A 22,150-nucleotide genomic window follows, 5' to 3' on the forward strand; every position below is an offset into this window, starting at 1 on the left:
CAAGTTAGGGATCATCCCTGGTACTGGATGCCGTACTCCATGGCACCTCTTCTCGGCCACTCCATTGAGCCGGCGCAAAAAGAACACGGGCCGCCGAACGGGTGATTTATACTGCCTGTAGGCCAACATCCGCGACGACGGCGACCATGAAGAAGAACGCGAAACGAATCCTGCCGCTCTTGGTGGTGGTGGCCGTGGCGGGCGCTGCGGGGGCGGTCTGGTACGGCCTCTCGAAACAGGACGCCGAATCATCGCTGCAGGGCTCGGCGAAGCAGCCCAAGCCGTTGCAGGTGGAAGTCCAGCCGGTGCGACGGGGCGAGATCGTCCAGCGGTTGAAGCTCAGTGGCGAAGTGGTGGCCACCGACTCGGTGGTGATTGCCGCGACCAAGGAAGGGCCGATCGAATATTGTCCCTGGCGGGAAGGCGACAGCGTAAGCGGCGGCGAGAAACTCGTCGAGATCGACCGCGAGGTCCATCGCGCCGAAGTCCAGACGGCAGAGGCGACCCTGGCGGTCGCCCGCGCGCGGCTGGCCGACCTGAAGGCCGGCACCCGGCCCGAGGAGATAGACAAGGCCGAAGCCAACGTCCGGCGGTGGGAGGCGACGCTCGCCGAGGCGCGCAGGAGCCACGCGCGTCAGCAGCGACTGATCGCCGACGACTCCACCTCTCAGCAGAGCGTCGACCAGGCCCGCGAGCAAATGGAAGTCGCCGAGGCCGAGTTCGCCGCCGCCCGGGGGGAACTTCGCATGCTCGAGGCCGGGCCCACCGCGACCGAGATCGCCGTGCAGGAGGCGTCCGTGACAGAGGCCGCCGCTCGCCTGGCCCTGGCAAAGGCGCACCTGTCGGAATGTATCGTCAGGGCACCATTCGCTGGCGTGATTACCGCCGTCCATGCACGACCCGGCGACCTGGCGACCCCACGAGCCCCCCTATTGGAAATGTATGACCGGGACTCGCTGGTCATCCGCTTCGCCGTGGCCGAGGCGCAGGCCGCCGCCGTCCGGCCGGGCCTTCGGCTCGACGTGTCGCTCGACGCCCTGAGTGGCCGGTCATTCGACGCCGAGATCACGCGCGTCTATCCCCAACTGGACGCGGCCATGCGCACGCGCACCGTCGAGGCCAAGCTGACCGAACCGGCCGAGATCGTTCCCCACATGTTCGCCCGGCTGAAGCTCGAGCTGAGACGCGCCGCTGAGGCCCTGCTCGTGCCCGCCGCAGCCGTCCTGACCGCGCCGACGGGCGAGCGATATGTCTTCGTGGTCAACCAGGGCAAGGCGCACCGGCAGGTGGTGGACGTCGGTATTGAGCAGGACAAGACGATCCAGGCCCTCAGCGGACTGGAACCGGGCCAGCGCGTGGTGGTGGCCGGTCAGGCGGCGCTGCGCCACGGCCAGGGCGTCCGCGTGCTCGGCGAGCAAACCCAGGGCGGTGGTGGTGGAGTCCCCGACGGCAACCGACAAGCGACCGATGGTCCGCGTCCGGATGCGGGGCATGACCAATGAAAATCACGCAATACGCCGTCCATCGTCGTCTGGCCACCGGCGCCATCGCGCTGGCGGCGGTCGTGCTCGGGCTCTATGGCCTATGGCGACTGCCGGTGGATTACCTGCCCGAGGTGACCTATCCGTTGGTCAAAGTCCAAATCCGCTGGCCCGGTGCGACGGCCGAGGAGATCGACAAGGACATCGCCGACCCGGTCGAACGACTGATGGCCACGGTGGACTACCTCGATGACCTGGAATCCACCAGCCGCGAGGGCGTCTATGCGCTGGATGTGAACTTCGAATACGGGGCCGACGTGGATGTGGCATTTCAGGACGTGCTGGCCGCGCTGACCCGCGCCGAGCAGGATCTGCCGGAGGACATCGAACCGCCGTATGTCTTCAAGGCAGACCCGTCACAATTGCCGGTGATGCAACTGACCATCCGCTCGGACCGTTGGGGGCCGGTCGATCTGCGGGAATGGACCGACAACTGGTTGCAGGACCGCATCCTGGCCGTGCGTGGCGTGGCCGGCACGGAGATCGTGGGAGGACTGGAGCGAGAGATCCGCATCCTGCTCGACCCCTTGCTGATGGAGAAGCACGGGGTGCCGCTGCAGACGGTCATGGACCGGCTGGCCCAGGAGAACGTGGACCAGACCGGCGGGCGCGTCACCGTCGGCCAGCGCGAGATCATCGCCCGCACCATGGGTGAGTTCGACGACCTGGAGCAGATCCGCTCGGTTGTCATCGAGCGGCGCGGCGGCAATAAGCTCTACCTGAGGGATGTCGCCCGGGTCGTCGATTCCCACGAGGACGTGCGGGTCATCACGCGATTCAACGGCCATCCCGCCGTGAAGCTCTCGGTCCTCAAGGAAGCCGAGGCCAACACCGTCGTGGTCGCCCGCGCGGTCCAGGCCCAACTGGACGAGCTGCGAGGGGCGCTTCCGGAGGGGATCGAACTCGGCTTCGTCGAGAACCAGGCCGAGTATGTGGACCGGGCGCTGGCGGGCGTCCGCGACGCGGCCATCGGGGCGTTCATCCTGCTGGTGGTCGTGGTCTACCTGTTTCTCGGCAGCATGCGCCAGGTACTCGTGATGGCCGCAGTCCTGCCGCTGACGCTGATCATCAACTTCGGCCTGATGAAGGTTGCCGGGTTCTCGCTGAACATCTTCTCCCTCGGCGGCCTGGTGGTCGCCATCGGCGTGGTGCTGGACAACTCCATCGTCGTGGTCGAGAACATCAGCCGACTGCGGCACGAGCAGCCCGACGAGGCCCTCGACGAGCAGGCCGTGGTCGGCACGGCCGAGGTCGGTCCGGCCATCGTCGCCGCCACCGTATCCTTCCTGGCCCTGTTTCTGCCATTCCTGCTGGTGTCTGGCCTGACCAGCCTGCTGTTCCGCGAACTGATCCTCGTCATCGCGGGCATCGTGATCGTCAGTCTCGTGGCGGCGATCACCATGACCCCGATGTTGACAACGCTCCTGTTCGGCAAGCAGGCTCGGCGCCGTCCGCCCACTCGCTTCGAGCGGTTCTTTGACCGGATGACCGCAGGATACGGCTGGCTGCTCCAACACGCCCTGCGGGCTCCCTGGGCCGTGGCCGGGGCGTTCGCCGCCATCCTGGGCGTGGCCGTCTGGATGGCGGGCAGCGTCGGGGGAGAGTTCTTTCCCCCCGTCGATGACGGGCGCATCATGGTCAAGGTTCGCATGCCCACGGGCACCTCGGTTCAGGAAACCGACCGCGTTCTGCGGCAGATCGAACAACGCATCGCCGACGATCCGCTCATCGACAGTACCTTCGTGTTGGCCGGCGGTCAGGTCCGCGGGCTCACCACCTACGAGGTCGCCAACGAGGGCGAGGTCGATATCCAACTCATCCCCAAGGCGAGCCGGGATATCAGCACCACCGAATACGTTGCGCGGCTCCAGCCGGTGGTCGGTCGAGTCCCGGCCGCCGGCGGCCGGATCATGGCCCGCCAGATGCCCATCAAGGGCGTCAAGGGACTGCGCGCGGCCGACGTGATCGTCGAGGTGCGCGGCCACGATATGGACGTCCTCGACGATCTGGCCCAGCGCACCGCCGAGAAGATGGCAGGGCTGGGACCGTTCCGTAACATCTCCGTGTCAATGGATATCACCAAGCCCGAATACCAGGTGCGGGTGGACCGCGTCAAAGCCGCCGAGTTGGGAATCTCCGTGGCCGACGTCTCCGGTACGCTGCGTTCGCTGATCACCGGCGCGGTGGTCAGCCGCTACCGCGAGGCCGGCGAGTACTACGCTATGCGCGTGCTCGTGCCCGAGGCCGGTATCACCTCCCGCGCCGATGTCGCGAACCTCGTCATCTCCGGCAGCGGCGGCGACGCCATTCGTGTTCGTGACCTGGCCCATGTCCGTGAAGCGGTCGGGCCGGTGGAGATCGTCCGCCGAAACCAGGTCAAGCAAATCAAGGTGGAGGCCAGCACCGCCGGTGTCGATCTGGCCGCCGCCATGGCCGCGCTGCGCCCGGCACTCGGCAGCATCGAGCGCCCGGCGGGCTACGAGTTCGGCTTCAGCGGGCAGGCCGAGCTGATGGATGACATGGGCCAGGCCGTCATGGCCGTCGTCGCCTTCGCGGTGTTCTTCTCCTTCATCGTGCTGACGGTGCAGTTCAACAGCGTCCAGCTCCCGGCCCTGATCCTGGGCAGCGCGCCGTTCTGCCTCACCGGCCTGGTGTTCGGACTGTACCTCTCCGGCCTGGCCTTCGGGGCAACGGTCCTGATCGGCATCCTGGTGGTCATCGCGCTGACCGTCAACGACGGCGTGCTGCTGATGACCTTCGCCGAGCAGCTCCGCGCGCAACAGGGTTTGGCCGGCCGCGATGCCGTCTTGCAGGCGGCGAAGATTCGCCTGCGGCCCCGGTTGATGACCACGATCACCACCATGGTCGGCTTCACCCCCTTGGCCCTGAACCTCGGAGAAGGCGCGGACATGCTCCAGCCGATGGCCATCGGCGCCATCGGTGGCCTGGCCACCGAGGCCGTTGTCGCACTGTTCTTCATGCCGGCCCTCTACGCGCTGGTGACACGGTGAGCTTTTAGCGCCTTCTTGCCATATCGCGCATAAATTATTGAGCCCGCCTCACCCAAGGCGGTGCGCCCCTGATACGGCGTCTCTGTAGGTCGGGCTTCAGCCCGACAGCCTGTGGGTGGTTCCGGCCCAACCTGTGGTATGCGCGGCGGGGTTTGGATGTCGGGATGAATCCCGACCTACATCCGAGCCCCGGGAACGAGCGGTGGTGGTGTATCTGGCCGGGATGTCGGGATGAATCCCGACCTACATTCGTGCCGCAGGAAGATGCGGTGTCTTGTCTTTGTAGGTCGGGCTTCAGCCCGACAGGCGGGGCCTATAGTTGGGGTGAGCTTGCGAACCCCGACGAGTTGATGAACTTGCACCGCACTGTCAACCATCGGCCTCCCCATCGCGTCTTCCGTCATCCCCCCCCATCCCTTGTTCTTGGCGAGAGCCTATGGTTCGTTGCGGAAAAACCAACCCGAAGGTGTGCCGCGCCGCCACCCTTTGTCTATGCAGATCATAGAGTTGGCGCTCGTCGCGAGCGAGACATTCACCCACGGATCCGCGGCCGAGCCTAAAGGGTGAAGGTCATGCCGTTCACGAGGGCGCCCGGCAGCAGGTGACTGTGGCTGGAGCGCCCGCCGTAGGTGCCGGCGTCCAGCAGCAGTTCGCGCTCCCGGGTGAGCCCCTCCAGCCGCGGCCCCAGGAGGTCGAACAGGGTGTCGTCGAAACGCATGACGTTGAGGGGCGCCTGGCTCCGCCCGTCCTCCACCCAGAAGCAGGCGAAGCGGGTCATGCCCGTGACCCGCGCCCGACTGCGGTCCGAGAAATTGAGATACCACAGGTCATTGAGATAGAGACCGGTGCCCAAGGTAGCCAGCACGTCGGCCGCTGGCAGCTCGCCCGCCGCCATGTCCAGGGAGCCGGGAAACTCCGCGGCGGCGTTGACGGGCAGGCCGTATTCCATGGCGCTGCGCGGTCCCACCAGGCTCTCGCCGTACCGGCCGCCGTCGATGAGGGGTACCCGGGGTGGGATGGCGAAGCCCTCGGGGGAGAAGGGCGGTTCGAGGCCCCGCCCGTTGTGCTCCGCCAGGTGGACCGTGGAGGCGAAACGGGCCCCTGCCGCGCTCATGGGCAGCAGGGGGCTCTGGCCCGTGCGCTGGCTCTTAAGGCCGAAGCCGCCCCAGGCCATCATGGACAACAGCTCCCGCATCGCCCGGGGCGCCAGATAGGCGCGGTAGCGCCCGGGCTCGATGGTGCGGGGCGGGCCCGCCATGAGCCCGAGTTCCCGGCGCGCGGTGGCCATGCGCGCCTCCAGCATCGCCGGGTTCCACTCCAGCCCGGCATAGTTGGCCTTCACGGCCTTGTCGGCCGTGTGGTGGCAGCTCCAGTCGAGGTTGAAGCTGGCCCGGGTGTGCCAGTTGCGCTGGCCCAGGGAGCTGGCGAAGCCGCTGTGGAGGGTGCCGGCGGCCCAGATTCCCGCCAGGTCCAGGCCCGCCGCGGCGCCGCGGATGGCCTCCAGGGCTTCCCCCCGCGGTGGCAGGGCCGCGGCCACCTCATGGTCCCCCGAGGGGCCGCCGGTGGCGTAGTGGATATAAGGGTCTTCCGGCAGATGGTGGCGCTGGTGGCGCAGTTCGGCCAGCAGCCCCATCAGCAGGGGCTGGTCCTGGGCGGCATCGCCGGACAGCTCCACGCGCCCGCCGGCGTGGCGCGCGCCTTCTATCAGGTCGATCTCGAGGCTGCGACGGACGACGCTGCCCGCCTGGCGGACTCGGGCCTGATTGAAGCGTACGAAATCCGACTCCTCGCCGTCGAAGGCCAGCAGCAGCACCTCCCCGTCCTCCAGGCCCGCCGTGAGGACATCACCCAGGTGATAGAAATAATCCTTCATCAGCCAGCGCCTCCGAACACCTCGACGTCCCTGAACACACAGGGGGGCGAGGCATGGCCGACGTGGATCATCTGGTTGGGTTCTCCCTTGCCGCAGTTGTTTACGCCGTGCACCTCGAGGCCGCTGCCCACGGCGGCGAGGTTGCGCCAGAAGGTGGCGGAGATGCCGCGATAGTTGGGGTTGCGCACCACCCCGCCGAGGGCGCCGTCTTCTATGAGGCGACCGTACTCGCAGCCGAACTGGAACTTGTTGCGGCTGTCGTCGATGGACCAGGAGCGGTTGGTGTCCATCAGCACGCCCCGTTCCACCCCGGCCATGAGGTCGGCCAGGGCGCCATGGCCCGGCTCCACGTTGAGATTGGCCATGCGGTCGATGGGCGGCCGGTCCCAGGAGCAGGCACGGGCGTTGGCGGTGCCCGGCAGGCCGGCGCGGGCCTGGGATGTGGCGCCGCCGAGGGGGCGCTCGAGGATCCCCTCCCGGATGAGATGCACCCGCTCGGCAGGCAGGCCCTCGTCATCGAAGGCGTAGGCGGCGGACTCGCCGGCCACCGTGGGGTCGAAGGTGACGTTGAGCAGCGGCGAGCCGTAGCGGTAATGGCCGAACATGTCCGGGGTGACGAAGCTGGTGCCCGCGTAGTTGCGCTCGTCACCGAGGATGCGGTCCAGCTCCAGGGGATGGCCGATGCTCTCGTGGATCTGCAGGGTCATCTGGCTCGGCATGAGCAGGATGTCGGTGGGCCCGGAGGGGCACTCGGGGGCCGCCAGCAGCGCCAGGGCCTCCTCCGCCACCCGCGGGGCGGCGGCGGGGAAATCCAGCAGTTCCAGTTGCTCCAGGCCGCCCTGGCGGGAGCCCCGGGCGCCGCCGCCGGTGCGCACCTGGGTCAGGGCGCCGGCATGGGCTACCGCCCGCAGACCCGGGTCGATGAAATGGAAGCGCTGCAGAATATGGGCACCGTCGCCGCTCACCAGCAGGGTGCTCACCTGGCGGCCCACCAGCCAGGCCAGCCAGTCGACGATGCGTTCATCGACCTTGAGGGCGCGGCTGGCGTCCTGGAGCAGGGCGATCCGCGCGTCCTGGGAGAGGTCGTCCCAGGGCCGCGCCACGGTCGTCTCGTAGCGCCCCCGGTGGGCGCTGCGGGCCTGCTCCGCCGGCGCCACCAGGCCGTGGCCGGCGGTGAGATCCGCCCATGTCCGGGCATCGGCCGCCGCCGCCGCGAGCCCCGCCGGGCTCAAGTCACTGGTGGCGGCGTAACCCGTGCCACCGGATCGGGTCAGGGTGACGAAGGCCCCCGTGGTGACGGCGGTGGAGGGCGGCAGCACCACGTCCTGGCGCACCGCCAGGGCGCTGCGGCGTTCCGCCACCAGGCGCAGGGACCAGTAGTCGGCGGCGGGCGCCAGGTTGGCAAAGCGCCGGGCGCTCTCTTCGAGCAGGGCTTCCATGGATGGTCGTCGTCTCGGGGTGAGGGTATGGGGTAACGATAGGGATTCGACGCCGCGTGAGGTGGAAGGTTTCCCCTCAGTCGTCGTTCTTCAGCCGGCGTTTTTTGGGCACCCCTTTAGTGGCGGCATCCACCGCCAGGGCCCGCATCAGGCCCGCCATGGCGACCAGCAGCAACAGGGACATGGGCAGGCCGACAGTGAGGGACGCGGCGCGCAGGGCCTGCAGGCCGCCGAAGGTCAGCAGCACGGCAGCCACCATGCCCTCGGACACGGCCCAGAATACCCGCTGGGCCCTGGGGGGGTTGGGGTGGCCGCCCGAGGTCACCATGTCGTCCACCAGGGAGCCGGAATCCGAGGAAGTCACGAAATAGGTGAGGATCAGCAGGGTGACCAATACCGAGAGGATGCTGGTCAGGGGCAGTTGCTCCAGGAGGGCATAGAAGGCCAGGGCGCTGTCGTTCGCGGCCGTGTCGGCCAGCGCCTTGTGGCCTTGCTCGTAGAGCCGTATGGCCGTGCCGCCCATGACCGAGAACCAGAAGAAGACCACCACCGTGGGCACCAGCATGGCGGCGGCGATGAACTCCCGGATGGTACGGCCCTTGGAGATGCGCGAGATGAAGACCCCCACGAAGGGGGACCAGGAGATCCACCAGCTCCAGTAGAACAGGGTCCAGTCGGTCTGCCAGCCGCCCTGCTCGCCGGGCTCGACCCACAGGCTGGTCAGGGGTAGCTTCTGCAGGTAATAGCCGATGCTGGTGACGAAGAAATCGAGTATGTACAGGGTCGGGCCCGCCACGAAGACGAATGTCAGGATCAGCAGGGACAGGCCCACGTTGAACTCGCTGAGGAAGCGCATACCCAGATGGAGCCCGCTCACCACGGATACCGTGGCCACGGCGGTGATGCCGAGGATGAGGGCGATCTGCACCGACTGGCTCTGCTCCACGCCAGCGATGTGATGGAGCCCGGCATTGATCTGCAGGGCCCCCAGGCCGAGGGAGGTGGCCACCCCGAACAGGGTGCCCACGGTGCAGAGGATATCCACCCCATGACCTATGGGCCCGTGGATGCGCTCGCCGATGAGGGGATAGAGCAGGGAACGCGGTGCCAGGGGCAGGTCGTGGCGAAAATGGAAATAGGCCAGGGGTAGGGCGATGGCGCAGTAGATGGCCCAGGGGTGGAGCCCCCAGTGGAAGAAGGTGAAGCGCATGGCCTCGCGCCGCGCGGCATCGGTGGCGCCTTCGCCCATGGGGGGTGACACGAAGTGCTGCAGGGGTTCGGCCACGCCGAAGAAGACGATGCCGATGCCCATGCCCGCCGAGAGCATCATGGAAAACCAGGTCAGGTAACCGAACTCGGGCCTGGAGTCCTCGCCGCCGAGACGGATGCGCCCGTAGGGCCCCACCATCAGCCACAGCACCGCCACCAGCAGGGTGCTGGCGGTCAGCACGTAGAACCAGCCGAAGCGTTCCACGATGAATCCCTGCATCGAGTGGAACAGGTCCGAGGCGGTTTCGGGCCACAGGCTACCGAAGGTGACGAAGCTCACCACGGCGAGGGCTGAGCCGATGAAGACCGCCGGCTCCATGGCCTCGAGGATGCGGGCAACGAAGGGCATCGTCAGGATATCGGGAAGGGCGGGTTACTCGAGGCGGAAGCCGATGTTCAAGCGCACCTGGTAGTGGCCCACCTTGCCGTCCATGATGTGCCCGCGGGTCTCCTTCACCTCGAACCACTCGAGATTCTTGAGGGTGGAAGCCGCCCGCGCGATGGCCTGCTGGATGGCGTCGTCGGTGCCGATCGTGGATGAACCGACGATCTCGATGATCTTGTATACGTTGTCGCTCATGTTGGTCTCTCCTCCGTCGTTATACGCGTGGGGTGGGCTGCGCCGGAAAGGCGTGGCGCCCACGAGAAAGTTATCACCGCTACGCCCGGATTGTTACCGTCCGCCTTCTCGACTCGGCCGGCATTGACGGATGTTGCTGCGGCGACGGCAGAAACGGCCGGTTCATGAGGACCGGTTACCCATCAGGGAACCAGTTTGCTGAGCAGCCGGGTGAGTTCCCGGATCTCGGCGCCATCGAGGGGCGCCAGAAAGCGTTCCTCGTGGGCGATGACATCATCCAGGGCCTCCTGCAGGAAACGCTCGCCCTGGGGGCTCAGCCGCACCAGCCGGCTGCGCCGGTCGGTGGGGTTGGGCGGGCGGGTCACCAACTCCCTCGCCTCGAGGCGATGCAGGATCTTGGTGAGGCCACCGGAACTCAGGAGCAGGGAGCGATAAAGCACCGTGGGTGTCAGGGTGCGGGGAGGGGGCTGGGTGCGCAGGGCGGCGAGGACGTCGAAGTCCGCCGGCAGCAGATCGAAGGGGGCGAGGACGGTGGCGAGGTCGTCGTAAAGATAATCCCGGGCCCGATACAGCCACAGCACAACGGGATGGACACGCCGCGCCGCGTCGGGCCATTCGCTGGCGAGGCCGGCGAGCATCTGGGCGATGGAGGTCTTGTCGGTCACCGTTGCAACCATAGCAGAACTGCTATCTTGCCAGAAAGATATCGCGCGATATCCGGCTCGTCCGGTTTCTCGGCGCGATTGGCCGGTGACACCCCGTGCCCGTCATTGAGCAAGGTCATTTTTCGGTGGCCGGCGTGCGGTTATAAAATGGGAGCCTGCGGTCTGGAAGGATCATTGCGCCACGTGCCCCTGGAATGGACCACACATCGGTAACCCGCACCATCCTCGACTCCCCGGTCGTCGGCCGGCGACTGGGCCACCTGCTCGCCGTGGTCTTCCTGCTGTTTGGCCTGCTGGCCGTCAATGGCGCGTACCTGGGGGGGATCACGGCGCTGGAGGCCGCCACGGAAAAGGTCTACCAGGACCGACTGTACCTCTTCATGTTCCTTGCCCATCTGGTGCTCGGGCTGGCTCTGCTGCCGCCGTTCCTGGTCTTCGGCGCGCTCCACTTCCGCCGCGCCCGCCACCGCCCCAACCGTTACGCCATCGGCGCAGGCACGTTGTTGTTCCTCACGGGGCTGGTACTGCTGGGGTCGGGACTGGTGCTCACCCGCTTCGGCTTCTTCGAGGTCAACGACCCGGCGCTACGGAGCACGGCCTACTGGGTGCACGTGGTGACGCCCGTCGCTGCGATATGGCTGTTCGTGGTCCACCGTCTGGCGGGACCGCCGCTGCGCTGGCGGGCGGGCGCCGCATGGGCCGTTGCCGGTCTGGCCGCCGCGGCGATCCTCGCCGGGGGACAGGCGGCCAGCCGCTCCCAGCCGCCGGTCATGACGGCGGCCCACGAGCCGGCCCTGGTGCGTACCGCCGGGGCCCGAATCCCGGCCCGGCACCTCATGCAGGACGCGGTGTGCGCCGAATGCCACGCAGACATCGCCAAGCGGGCCGCCATGGGCATGCATCGCTTCAGCTCCTTCAACAATCCGGCCTACCGTTTCAGCGTCGACCTCACCCGCGAGGAACTCATGGCCCGGGATGGCGATGTGGAGGGCGCGCGGTTGTGCGCAGTCTGCCACGACCAGGTGCCGCTGTTCTCGGGGCGTTTCGACAATCCGGACTATGACCCGGACGCCGATCCGGGGGCCGCGGTGGGGATCGGCTGCCTCGGCTGTCATGCCATCACGGCGGTGAACAGTCCGCGGGGCAACGGCGCCTACGACTTCGCCGATCCGCCCCGTTATCCGTTCGCCGCCAGCGACAATCCGCTGCTCCAGGCCGTCAACCGCCAACTCATCAAGGCCAAGCCGGCCTTTCACAAGGCGACGCTCCTCAAGCCGGCCCACCGCACGGCGGAGTTCTGCTCCACCTGCCACAAGGTGCACCTGCCCTACGCTCTCAACCACTACAAGTGGTTGCGCGGCCAGAACCACTACGACAGCTTTCTGCTCTCCGGCGTCTCGGGCCACCGCGTGGACAGTTTCTACTACCCCGAGCAGGCGGTGCCCAATTGCGCCCATTGCCACATGCGGCCGCTGCCCTCCGACGACCCCGCCGCCCGGGACTTCGCGGGTGACGGTCGCCGCACGGTTCACGACCACCTGTTCGGCGCCGCCAACACCGGCGTGCCGCACATGCTCGGCCATCCCGAGTGGACGCTGGAGGCGCGACGGCAGTTCCTGGAGGGGGTGGCGCGCCTCGACCTGTTCGGGATCCGCGACGACGGCGACATCGACGGCGAACTCCACGCCCCGCTGCGCCCGCGCCTGCCCGTACTCGAGCCCGGCCGGCGCTATCTGCTCGAGGCGGTGGTGCGGACCCTCGCCATCGGCCACCAGCTCACTCAGGGCACCACCGACTCCAATGAGTTGTGGCTCGACGTGACCGTCAGCAGCGGCGGCCGCGTCATCGGGCGCAGCGGCGCCCTCGACCCGCAGGGTGAGGTGGACCCATGGTCCTACTTCATCAACAGCTATCTGGTGGACCGCCACGGCAACCGGATAGAGCGCCGCGATGCCCACAACATCTTCGCCGCCCTCTATGACCATCAGGTCCCACCCGGCGCGGCGGCCACGGTGCATTACGGCTTCGAGGTGCCGCCCGACGTCAGCGCGCCCGTCACCATCGAGGCGCGGCTCCGGTACCGCAAGTTCGACAGCCGTTTCATGGGTCACATGGACGGAGAGGGGATCACGGGCAACCCCTTGCCCATCACCACCCTGGCCACCGACCGAGTGACCCTGCCGATGGCCGGCGTCGCCCCCGGGGTCCCCGAGCAGTCCCGTGAGGTGGCGGCCTGGGAACGCTGGAACGACTACGGTATCGGCCTGCTGAGCAAGGGGCGCCGCGAACTGCGCCAGGCCGAGGCGGCCTTCCGCGAGGTGGAGGCCCTGGACCCCGCTCACGGGGCCACCAACCTGGCGCGGGTCCACTATCGCGAGGGCCGCCTGGAGGAGGCTGCCGCCGATCTCGGGCACGCCGCCGCGGCCGGGGCGCCGCCGTGGGTGGTGGCGTGGCTGTCGGCCCGCGTGGAACGGGAGTTCGGCGATCTGGATAGTGCCATAGCCCGCCTCGAGGCGCTGGTGGCGACCCGCTTCGAGGAGGCCCGCCGGCGCGGCTTCGACTTCTCCCGCGACTACCGCGTGTGGAACGAGTTGGGACGCACCCTGTTCGAGCGGGCCCGCCGGGAACGGGGTGCCGAGCATCGGACACGGCGTGCCGCCTTCCTGGCGCGGGCACGGGACGCCCTGGAACAGGCCCTCGCCATGGAGCCGGAGAACGCCGGCACCCACCACAACCTCGCTTTGGTGTACAGCGCCCTGGACGACTCCGCGACGGCCGCCCGCCACCGCGAGCTGCACGACCGCTATCGCCCGAACGACCACGCCGTTGCGGCGGCGGTGGCCGCCCATCGTCGCCGCAACCCCGCCGCCGACCACGCCGCGGAGGCGACCGCCGTCTATGATCTGCAGCGTCCCGGGGCGCACGGGCTGGCCGCCCCCGCCCGCCTGGCGCGCCGTGCGGAGTGATCGGATGGTGACGGAGCGCAGACGGGGCAGCGGGCCTACGGTGGCCGAGAGGAAGGTCCGCAACGCGCTGCTGGTATCGCTGCTGGCGGCGGCGGTCATCGCGGGGCTGGTGGCGACGGCGGTGCTGTGGCAGCGCATGCGGGCACCCGCACCGGAGCCGGTGATAGAGGCCGAGGTCGCTCCCCCCGAGGCGCCCCCGGCGCCCGTCACCGGCGAGGTGCCGGCCATTCCCTTCACCGACGTCACCGAGGCCGCCGGCATCGCCTTCCACCACGTCAACGGCGCCTACGGCGAGCGCCTGATGCCCGAGACCATCGGCAGCGGCGTGGCCTTCCTGGACTACGACGGCGACGGCGATCAGGACCTCCTGCTGGTGAACTCGCGCCACTGGCCGGACCGCCCGGCGCAGGGCACCCCGCGCCATGCCCTCTACGCCAACGACGGTCACGGACGCTTCACCGACGTCACCGAGGAGGCCGGACTGGCCTTCTCCGACTATGGCATGGGCGTCGCGGTGGGGGATTACGACGGCGACGGCCGGCCGGATATCTACATCACCTGCCTCGGCCCCAATCGTCTCCTGCGTAATCGTGGTGACGGCACCTTCGAGGACGTGACCGGCGCCGCCGGCGTCGCGGGAGGCGAGAGCGAGTGGGGCACCAGCGCCGTCTTCTTCGACTACGATGGCGACGGCGACCTCGACCTCTTTGTCAACAACTACGTGCGCTGGTCGCGGGCCGACGATCTCGCCATCGGCTTCCGGCTCACCGGGCTGGGGCGGGCCTACGGTGCCCCTAACCACTTTGTGGGCGCCGACAACCGTCTGTTCCGTAACGAGGGTGACGGGACCTTTCGGGATGTGTCCCGGGAAGCCGGCATCGAGGTGAAGGATCGGGTTTCAGGCACCCCGGTGGGCAAGGGCCTGGGGGTGGTGGTGGTGGACTACGACGGTGACGGCCGGCCGGACCTGGCGGTGGCCAACGACACCGTGCGCAATTTTCTCTACCGCAACCGCGGCGACGGTACCTTCGAGGAGGTGGGCGAGTTCGAGGGCATCGCCTATGACCGTAACGGCCGCTCCACCGGTGCCATGGGAATCGATGCCGCGCATTTCCGTAACGACGGCGAGCTGGGGATCGTCATCGGCAACTTCGCCAACGAGATGAGTTCCCTGTTCGTCACCGCGGACGGTCGCGCACCCTTCGCCGACGAGGCCATGCTGGAGGGGCTGGGAGCGGATACCCGGCTGGCACTCACCTTCGGGGTGTTTTTCTTCGATGCCGATCTCGACGGCCGCCTGGATCTGTTCCAGGCCAACGGCCACCTGGAGCACGAGATCAACAAGGTCCAGCCGAGCCAGCACTACGCCCAACCGCCCCAGCTGTTCTGGAACTGCGGCGCGGCCTGCGACAACCGCTTTCGGCCAGTGGCCGAGGCCGGTGACCTGGCGCGGCCCCTGGTAGGGCGCGGGGCCGCCTACGGCGATATCGATGGCGATGGCGACCTGGACCTGGTGGTGGTCCAGAACGGCCGCGCGGCCCGCCTGTTCCGCAATGTTCAGGACCGCGGTCATCACTGGCTGCGGGTGCGGCTGGAGGATGGCGGCGCCAACCGCGCCGCCATCGGCGCCCGCCTGGAACTCACCACGGCCGGCACTACCCAGTACCGCCGGGTGACGCGCACCCGCAGCTTCATGTCCCAGGTGGAGTTACCCGTCACCTTCGGCCTCGGCACCAGCCGGCAGGTGGACCGCCTGGTGGTGATCTGGCCCGACGGCGCTCGCCAGGAGGTGTCCGTACCGGCAGTGGATACCACCCTGGTGGTCCGGCGCCGCTCGGATCCCGGCGGCGCGGTCGCCGCCCAGCCACGGTCGGAGGCCGACTAGGTTGGCCGCCGGGCGCACCTTTGGGAACGACCGACGGGTGGCCGCCGTCGCCGGCAGGGGCCTGCCGCCGTGGCAGGCCATGCTCCTGCTGTGCTGGCTGCCCATGGCGGCCCTCGCCGACGCCCTGTCGGAACTGCCGTCCCCCTGGGGTGAGCGCCTGGAACCAGTGGCCGAGAGCGATCTCTCGGGGGCCGAGCCCACGGCCCGCGAGGCCATGGACAACCAGCGCGAGGCGACGGCCCGCCTGCTGGATGACGCGAACGCCGCGGCCCATGCCCTGGGGGAGGCCTATGGCCGCCTCGGGGCCCTCTACCACGTCCACGGCCTCACCACCACGGCGGAGGCCTGCTACGGGAACGCCATGACCCTCGAGCCCGAGCGCTTCCGCTGGGCCTACTACGCGGCCCGCCTGGCGGCGACCGCAGGCCGTCATGCCACGGCATTGGAGCGCCTGGAAAAGGCCCGCGCGCTGCGCCCCGACTATCCGCCCCTGAGTCTGCGTCGCGGCGAGAGCCTGCTGGAGCTGGGCCGCCTCGATGAGGCGGCGGCCGCCCTGGAGCGCGCGGGGGCTGTGGAAGGGCTGCGGCCCCGGGCCCTCCTCCACCTGGCTCAGATCGACCTCCTGCGGCGCCGCCCCGAGGTCGCCATACCGCGGTTGCGAGAGGTGCTGGAGCTGGCACCGGAGGCCGACGCGGCCCACTACCCCCTGGCCCGCGCCCTGCGGGCGACGGGCGCGGATGCGGCGGCACGCGCTCACATGGCCCGCCGGGGCGGGCACCTGCCGCCGGCCGAGGACCCCCTGGCAGAACAACTGGCGGCCCTCGATCAGGGTGCGCGACGCCACTTCGCGGAGGGCCTGCGGGCCGGCCGGGAGCGGGATTTCACGGCCGCGGCCGCGGCCTTCGCCCGGGGCCTCGAGATCCAGCCGGACAACATCGATGCCCGCGTGAGCCATGCCCGGGCGCTGTTCCTTGCCGGCGATCCGGATAGTGCTCGGGCCCAGCTGGAGAGCGCACTCACCGCCGCCCCTGACCATACCCTGGCGTTATTCCTCAGCGCGCTGGTGCGCGAGCATGGCGGCGAGACGGAACGGGCGGTCGCGCGCTACCGGCGGGTGCTGGCACTCGATCCCGCCCATTACGGTGCCCACTTCTGTCTCGCGAACCGGCTCTATACCGCCGGCGACTACGCGGCCGCCGCCCGCCACTACGCCGCCGCCCTGGAGGCCAACCCCGACATCCCGCCCGCCCGGCTCTACGGGCTGCTGGCCCGCAAGCGTGCCGGCATGATCGACGCCGCGGCCCTGGCCCGGCTGGAGGCCATGGTGGATGCCCATCCCGAGGACCAGGCCCTGCGCTATGCCCTCATCCGCCTGCTGGTGCTCGCCGAGCCCCCCACGCTGCGGGACTCGGAGCGGGCGCGCCGCCTGGTCAACGCGCTGGTGCAGGAGGCCTTCGTTCCACCCCACGTGGAACTCCAGGCCCTGGTGGCTGCCGCGGTGGGCGCCTTTGCGCAGGCGCTGGAGTTGCAGGAGCAGGCGTTGCCCGCCCTGCTGTGGACGGCCCCGTCCCTGGCCGGGCCGGTCGAGGCGGCACGGGAGGCATACCGGCAGGAGCGTCTGCCCGCGGCCAGCTGGTACGACGAGACGGCGGTGCTGCAACCGCCCCGTACCGACGTGAGGCTGATGATGATGGAATACCCGGCGCCGGTGCCCTATTAGTCACCCGACCCTGGTCATGGGTGGGAGAGCCACCTCTCCCGCGCGGGTAAGACGGCGGGCATAAAAACGGCGGCACGAGGCCGCCGTCTTATCGCCTTGGACCCTACGGCTTACTTCTGGGCTTACTTCTGGGATTCCGTGGCCTGCTGCTGCGGCTGCACCACGGTGGGCGCGTAGCCATAGGGAGCGCCCCAGGCCGGGTAGCCCCCGCCTCCATAGGGATGGCCCCATCCCCCATAGGGGTAGCCATAGCCACCGTGGGGATAGCCGTAGCCACCATAGGGATAGCCGTAACCATGGTAGGGATAACCGTACCAGGGCCCACCGCCCCACGGGCCGCCCCAACCATTGCCCCACCATGCGCTGGCGGGGGCTGCGGTCAAGGCCAGCGCGGCGGCGAGGGCGATTCCACTTAGTATGCCTGCAAACTTCTTCATGACGATTACCTCCCTTTTCGAGTGATCTCGAGGGCAGGCCCGCGCGCCCGCTATGCCTGCCGCGGGCCGCGACCCGGCACTGGGTCATGCCCGAGCGTGCCCTCCCTGTTCATTCGAGACGCCGGGTATCGGCGTCACGCCATCATGTTGAGCATCGAGGGCGCCCCAGACATTGAGTTCCGTCAACATGCCAAAGCCGCCTGCCCATGCTCAGGCACCGCTTCACTACGGTCCTAGCTTAACCCCTTTGCATAGTCGGGTTAATATTCGCTCATTGAGTTGGATCAATAACATTGCAGTCACGCCCGCCCCGCCATACGCACCGACCAGGGGCCCCATATTGCAATCACTGATGGGGCGTCATCGGTTGCTTCGTGAAGCGGTGCAATATCCGCGTAATGCCACGATCTTACTATCTTGCTAGAAAGATAGAATGTTGCTAGCGTGGAGAAATCATCCCGGTCCATAGGGCGACGCCGGCACGTGGCGCTGGCAATTGGAGCCGCAGGACATGGACCGTCAGGAGACGGAAATCAACGGCCCGTCGCCGGTCGGCGGCGTCCTCTCTCAAGGTGTAACCCATGTTCGTTCGTTTGTTGCTGGTCCTCGCACTCCTCGCTGCGATATTCGGAGGCATCTTCGGTTGGAAGCATTACCAGCAGCAGCAGGCTGCGGCCCAGCAACAGGGCCCGCCCCCCGCTACTGTGGCCGTGCACACCGTGGGACGCTCCCCATGGCAGCCGGAGCTGAACGCCATCGGCACCCTGGTGTCCGCCAACGGCATCGACGTCACCGCGGAGTTGGCGGGGGTGGTGCGCGACATCGCCTTCGAATCCGGTGAGGCGGTGGAGGAGGGCGACGTGCTCCTGACCCAGGACGATAGCGTCGAGCGAGCGGAGCTCGAGGGCCTGTTGGCCGAGCAGCGGCTGTCTCGCATTCGCTACCGGCGCGTCAGCCGTCTGGTGACGGACCAGTCCGTGTCCGAGGCCGATGTGGACGAGGCCAAGGCGGAGCTGGACAACACCACCGCCCAGGTGGCGGTCAAGCGCGCCCAGATCGCCAAGAAGCAGGTGCGGGCGCCCTTTTCCGGCCGCCTCGGCATCCGTCTGGTGGATGTGGGCCAGTTCCTGGAACCGGGGGTCGCCATCGTGCCCTTGGAAGACTTCGACCCGATCTACGTGGACTTCGCCCTGCCCGAGCGGCATCTGGGCCTGGTCGCGGTGGGCCGGCAAGTGGCGGTGACCGCCGAGGCCCTGGGGGGAGAGCGCTTTGTCGGGCAGATCAGTGCCATCAATCCGGGCGTGGACGTGGCCACCCGCACCCTGCGGTTGCGAGCCACCGTGGACAACCCCGAGGGACGCCTGCGCTCCGGCATGTTCGTCCAGACTGCCGTGCTGCTGGAGGCGCGGCCGGACGTGGTCACCATTCCCCGGGGCGCGGTGAGTTACGCCCCCTATGGCGATTCGGTGTTCGTGGTCGAGGAACAGGACAGCCAGCTCACGGCCGAGCGCCGCCAGATCACCACGGGGGCGGTGCGGCCCAAGGAGGTGGAGGTGGTGGAGGGCCTGGAGGCCGGAGAGCGCATCGTGGTGGCCGGCCACGTCAAGCTGCGTAACGGCCAGGCCGTGGAGATAGACAACGAGGTGATGCCGGGCGGGGAGCCCCTGGGCAAATGAGATTCACCGATCTGTTCATCCACCGTCCGGTGCTCGCCAGCGTCCTGAGCCTGCTCATCCTGGTGCTCGGGCTGCGCTCCCTGACCATGCTGGAGATCCGCCAGTATCCGGAGACCAGCGACACCGTCATCACCGTCACCACCGCCTATCCCGGCGCCGACGGCGCCCTGGTCAAGGGCTTCGTGACCACGCCCCTGCAACAGGCCATCGCCGAGGCCGACGGCATCGACTACCTGTCGGCCACCAGCGTCCAGGGGCGCTCCACCATCGAGGCCCAGATGCGCCTCAATTACGACCCCAACGCCGCGGTGGCGGAGATCCAGGCCAAGGTGGCGAGCCAGCTCAACACCCTGCCGGCGGAGGCCGAGGACCCGGTGATCGACGTCTCCACCGGCGATCCGACGGCCCTGATGTACATGGCCTTCTACAGCGAGACCATGACCCTGTCCCAGATCACCGATTATCTGTTGCGGGTGGCCCAGCCCAAACTCCAGGCCCTGCAGGGGGTGGCCAAGGCGGAACTCATCGGCAACAAGACCTTCGCCATGCGGGTGTGGCTGGACCCCGAGCGCATGGCGGCCCTGAATGTCAGCGGCCCCGAGGTGGCCGAGGTGCTGCGCAGCAATAACTTCCTGGCCGCGGTGGGCAAGGTCAAGGACTACAACGTGGCCATCGACCTGTCGGCTACCACCGACGTGGGCAACGTCGAGGACTTCCAGAACCTGGTGGTGGCCACCCGCGGCGACACCCTGGTGCGGTTGCGGGACATCGCCGAGGTGGAGCTGGGGGCCGAGGACTACGACACCACCACCATGTACAAGGGCATCCCGGCCATCTTCCTGGGCATCGAGCAGGCCCCGGGGGCCAATCCCCTGAACGTGGCCGACCGGGTGCGGGGCCTGCTGCCGGACCTCAGGAGCCAGCTCCCCACGGGCCTCGAGGTGCATATCCCGTACGACGCCAGCGTCTTCATCAGCGACTCCATCAAGGAGGTGTTCAAGACCCTGGGCGAGGCGGTGCTCATCGTGCTGGCGGTGATCTTCCTGTCCCTCGGCACCGTGCGGGCGGCCATCATCCCGGCGGTGGCGGTGCCCCTGTCCCTCATCGGCGCCGCCTTTCTCATGTTGATGCTGGGGTACTCCATCAACCTGCTGACCCTGCTGGCACTGGTGCTCGCCATCGGTCTGGTGGTGGATGATGCCATCGTGGTGGTGGAGAACGTCCATCGCCACATCGAGGAGGGCCGCAGCGGCTTCGATGCCGCCATCATGGGCGCGCGGGAACTCGCCCTGCCCATCATCGCCATGACCACCACCCTGGTGGCGGTGTACGCGCCCATCGGCTTCATGGGTGGCCTGGTGGGTACCCTGTTCAGCGAGTTCGCCTTCAGCCTCGCCGGGGCGGTGCTCATCTCCGGCGTGGTGGCCCTGACCCTGTCGCCCATGCTGAGCTCCATGACCCTCAAGGCCCACGGCAACGCCGGGCGCTTCGAGAGGTTGGTGGAACGTTTCTTCACCTGGCTGGCGGACCGCTATCAGGGCGCCCTCCACAGTGCCCTGGAGACCCCGTCGGTGATCCTGCTGTTCGGTGCCGTGGTGCTGGTGAGCATTTATTTCATGTTCGTCACCACCCCCAACGAGCTGGCCCCCACGGAGGATCAGAGCATCCTGTTCTTCCAGGCCGTGGCGCCCCAGACCGCCACCACCGAGTACAACGCGGTCTATGCCCGGGAGACCCTGAAGCTCTTCGAGTCCGTGCCCGAGTACCACGAGAGCTTCCTGCTGGTGGGCTTCGGCGGCGATCCCACGGTGACCTTCGGCGGCTTCAAGATGGAGCAGCCCTCCAAGCGCGAGCGCTCCCAGATGGAGGTGCAGCCGGAGATCCAGGGCAAGCTGCAATCGGTGGCGGGCTTCCAGATGGCGGTGTTCCCACGCCCCAGCCTGCCGGGAGCGGGACGGGGGCTGCCGTTCCAGTTCGTGCTGGTGTCCGACGCCGACTACGAGGAGTTGCAGGGCTTGGCGGACCAGCTCATCGGCCGCGGCATGGGCAGCGGCAACTTCATCTTCCTCAAGAAGAGCATCGAGTTGAGCCGCCCCCGCACCACCCTGGTGGTGGACCGCGACCGCGCCGGGGCCCTGGGCATCGATATGGCGCATATAGGGCAGGCCCTGTCCACCATGGTGGGGGATGGCTATATCAACCGCTTCAGCCTGGCGGAGCGCAGCTACAAGGTCATACCCCAGGTGGCCCGCGAAGAGCGCCTGACCCCCCAGCAGCTGGATGACTACTACGTGCGCTCGGCCGCCGGGGAACTGGTGTCCCTGGGTAACATCGTCTCCCTGAAGCACACGGTGGAGCCCAGCAAGCGCACCCAGTTCCAGCAGCTCAACTCCATCATCGTGGAGGGCGTGATGGCGCCGGGGGTATCCATGGGCGATGCCCTTGGCTACCTGGAGGGCGAGGCCCGCCAGATCCTGCCCCCCAATGTGACCTGGGACTACACCGGCCAGTCCCGCCAGTACACCCAGCAGGGCAGCGCCCTCGTCGTCACCTTCTTCATGTCCCTGCTGGTGATCTACCTGGTGCTCGCCGCCCAGTTCGAGAGCTGGCGTGACCCCTTCATCATCCTGGTGTCGGTGCCCATGTCCATTGCGGGGGCCATGGCCTTCCTGACGCTCGGCTTCGCCACCATCAACATCTATACCCAGGTGGGGATGATTACCCTCATCGGCGTCATCGCCAAGAACGGTATTCTTATCGTGGAGTTCGCCAACCAGTTGCAGTTGAAGGAGAATCTGGACCGGCGTGCGGCGGTGGAGCGGGCCGCGGCCATCCGCTTGCGTCCCATCCTCATGACCACCGCGGCCCTGGTAATGGCCATGGTGCCCCTGCTGCTGGCCTCGGGCCCGGGGGCGGTGAGTCGCTTTCACATCGGTCTCGTGATTGCCACGGGCCTCAGCATCGGCACCCTGTTCACCCTGTTCGTCGTGCCTGCCGTCTATGTGAAGCTGGCGCGGGTGCGTAACGCCGACGCCGGAGGGGACGAGTCCGTGGCAGACGCCGCACCCCAGGAGGCCCGTTGATGCCC

13 protein-coding genes are annotated in these 22,150 nt (G+C 68.1%); 7 read left to right on the forward strand and 6 right to left on the reverse strand.

Annotated elements, in window-relative coordinates:
- Positions 1 to 146 precede the first annotated feature (146 nt).
- Positions 147 to 1,502, forward strand: coding sequence for an efflux RND transporter periplasmic adaptor subunit (locus tag U5S82_22025; GenBank protein ID MDZ7754239.1), 1,356 nt, complete (start codon positions 147 to 149; stop codon positions 1,500 to 1,502).
- Positions 1,499 to 4,552, forward strand: a complete 3,054-nt coding sequence (locus tag U5S82_22030; protein MDZ7754240.1) for an efflux RND transporter permease subunit — start codon at positions 1,499 to 1,501, stop codon at positions 4,550 to 4,552. The genes U5S82_22025 and U5S82_22030 overlap by 4 nt, the downstream gene beginning before the upstream one ends.
- Positions 4,553 to 5,108: 556 nt before the next feature.
- On the opposite strand, the gene U5S82_22035 is transcribed toward U5S82_22030, so the two are convergent.
- The 5 genes from U5S82_22035 to U5S82_22055 form a co-directional block, all read right to left on the reverse strand.
- Positions 5,109 to 6,425 (reverse strand): metallopeptidase TldD-related protein, encoded by a 1,317-nt coding sequence (locus U5S82_22035; GenBank protein ID MDZ7754241.1) that lies wholly within the window; start codon positions 6,423 to 6,425, stop codon positions 5,109 to 5,111.
- Positions 6,425 to 7,864, reverse strand: coding sequence for a TldD/PmbA family protein (locus U5S82_22040; GenBank protein ID MDZ7754242.1), 1,440 nt, complete (start codon positions 7,862 to 7,864; stop codon positions 6,425 to 6,427). Before U5S82_22040 ends, U5S82_22035 begins: the two co-directional genes overlap by 1 nt.
- 76 nt (positions 7,865 to 7,940) lie before the next feature.
- Positions 7,941 to 9,482: a BCCT family transporter gene (locus tag U5S82_22045; protein ID MDZ7754243.1), complete on the reverse strand. Its 1,542-nt coding sequence runs from the start codon at positions 9,480 to 9,482 to the stop codon at positions 7,941 to 7,943.
- A gap of 24 nt (positions 9,483 to 9,506) precedes the next feature.
- The gene (locus U5S82_22050; GenBank protein MDZ7754244.1) at positions 9,507 to 9,713 is read right to left on the reverse strand and encodes a dodecin; all 207 of its coding nucleotides are present in this window, start codon (positions 9,711 to 9,713) and stop codon (positions 9,507 to 9,509) included.
- A 182-nt stretch (positions 9,714 to 9,895) separates the two neighbouring features.
- Positions 9,896 to 10,390, reverse strand: coding sequence for a MarR family transcriptional regulator (locus U5S82_22055; protein ID MDZ7754245.1), 495 nt, complete (start codon positions 10,388 to 10,390; stop codon positions 9,896 to 9,898).
- 182 nt (positions 10,391 to 10,572) lie between these two features.
- On the opposite strand from U5S82_22055, the gene U5S82_22060 reads away from it, so the two are divergent.
- Genes U5S82_22060 through U5S82_22070 form a run of 3 tightly spaced genes read left to right on the forward strand, consistent with a single transcriptional unit; the run spans position 10,573 to position 16,949 of the window.
- On the forward strand, positions 10,573 to 13,344 hold the full coding sequence (locus tag U5S82_22060; protein ID MDZ7754246.1) for an aspartate phosphatase: 2,772 nt from the start codon (positions 10,573 to 10,575) through the stop codon (positions 13,342 to 13,344).
- 4 nt (positions 13,345 to 13,348) lie between these two features.
- Positions 13,349 to 15,229, forward strand: coding sequence for a CRTAC1 family protein (locus tag U5S82_22065; GenBank protein MDZ7754247.1), 1,881 nt, complete (start codon positions 13,349 to 13,351; stop codon positions 15,227 to 15,229).
- Between the two features lie 37 nt (positions 15,230 to 15,266).
- On the forward strand, positions 15,267 to 16,949 hold the full coding sequence (locus U5S82_22070; protein ID MDZ7754248.1) for a tetratricopeptide repeat protein: 1,683 nt from the start codon (positions 15,267 to 15,269) through the stop codon (positions 16,947 to 16,949).
- Between the two features lie 122 nt (positions 16,950 to 17,071).
- Here the strand turns inward: U5S82_22070 and U5S82_22075 are convergent, their stop codons facing one another.
- A complete protein-coding gene (locus tag U5S82_22075; GenBank protein MDZ7754249.1) occupies positions 17,072 to 17,386 on the reverse strand; it encodes a hypothetical protein in 315 nt (104 codons plus the stop codon).
- Positions 17,387 to 17,967: 581 nt separating this feature from the next.
- On the opposite strand from U5S82_22075, the gene U5S82_22080 reads away from it, so the two are divergent.
- Both U5S82_22080 and U5S82_22085 read left to right on the forward strand, forming a co-directional pair.
- On the forward strand, positions 17,968 to 19,062 hold the full coding sequence (locus U5S82_22080; protein MDZ7754250.1) for an efflux RND transporter periplasmic adaptor subunit: 1,095 nt from the start codon (positions 17,968 to 17,970) through the stop codon (positions 19,060 to 19,062).
- Complete coding sequence (locus U5S82_22085; GenBank protein ID MDZ7754251.1) at positions 19,059 to 22,145, forward strand: efflux RND transporter permease subunit; 3,087 nt, start codon at positions 19,059 to 19,061, stop codon at positions 22,143 to 22,145. Before U5S82_22080 ends, U5S82_22085 begins: the two co-directional genes overlap by 4 nt.
- Positions 22,146 to 22,150: the final 5 nt, after the last annotated feature.

The organism is Gammaproteobacteria bacterium, assembly GCA_034522055.1.
Lineage (GTDB): Bacteria > Pseudomonadota > Gammaproteobacteria > JAABTG01 > JAABTG01 > JAABTG01.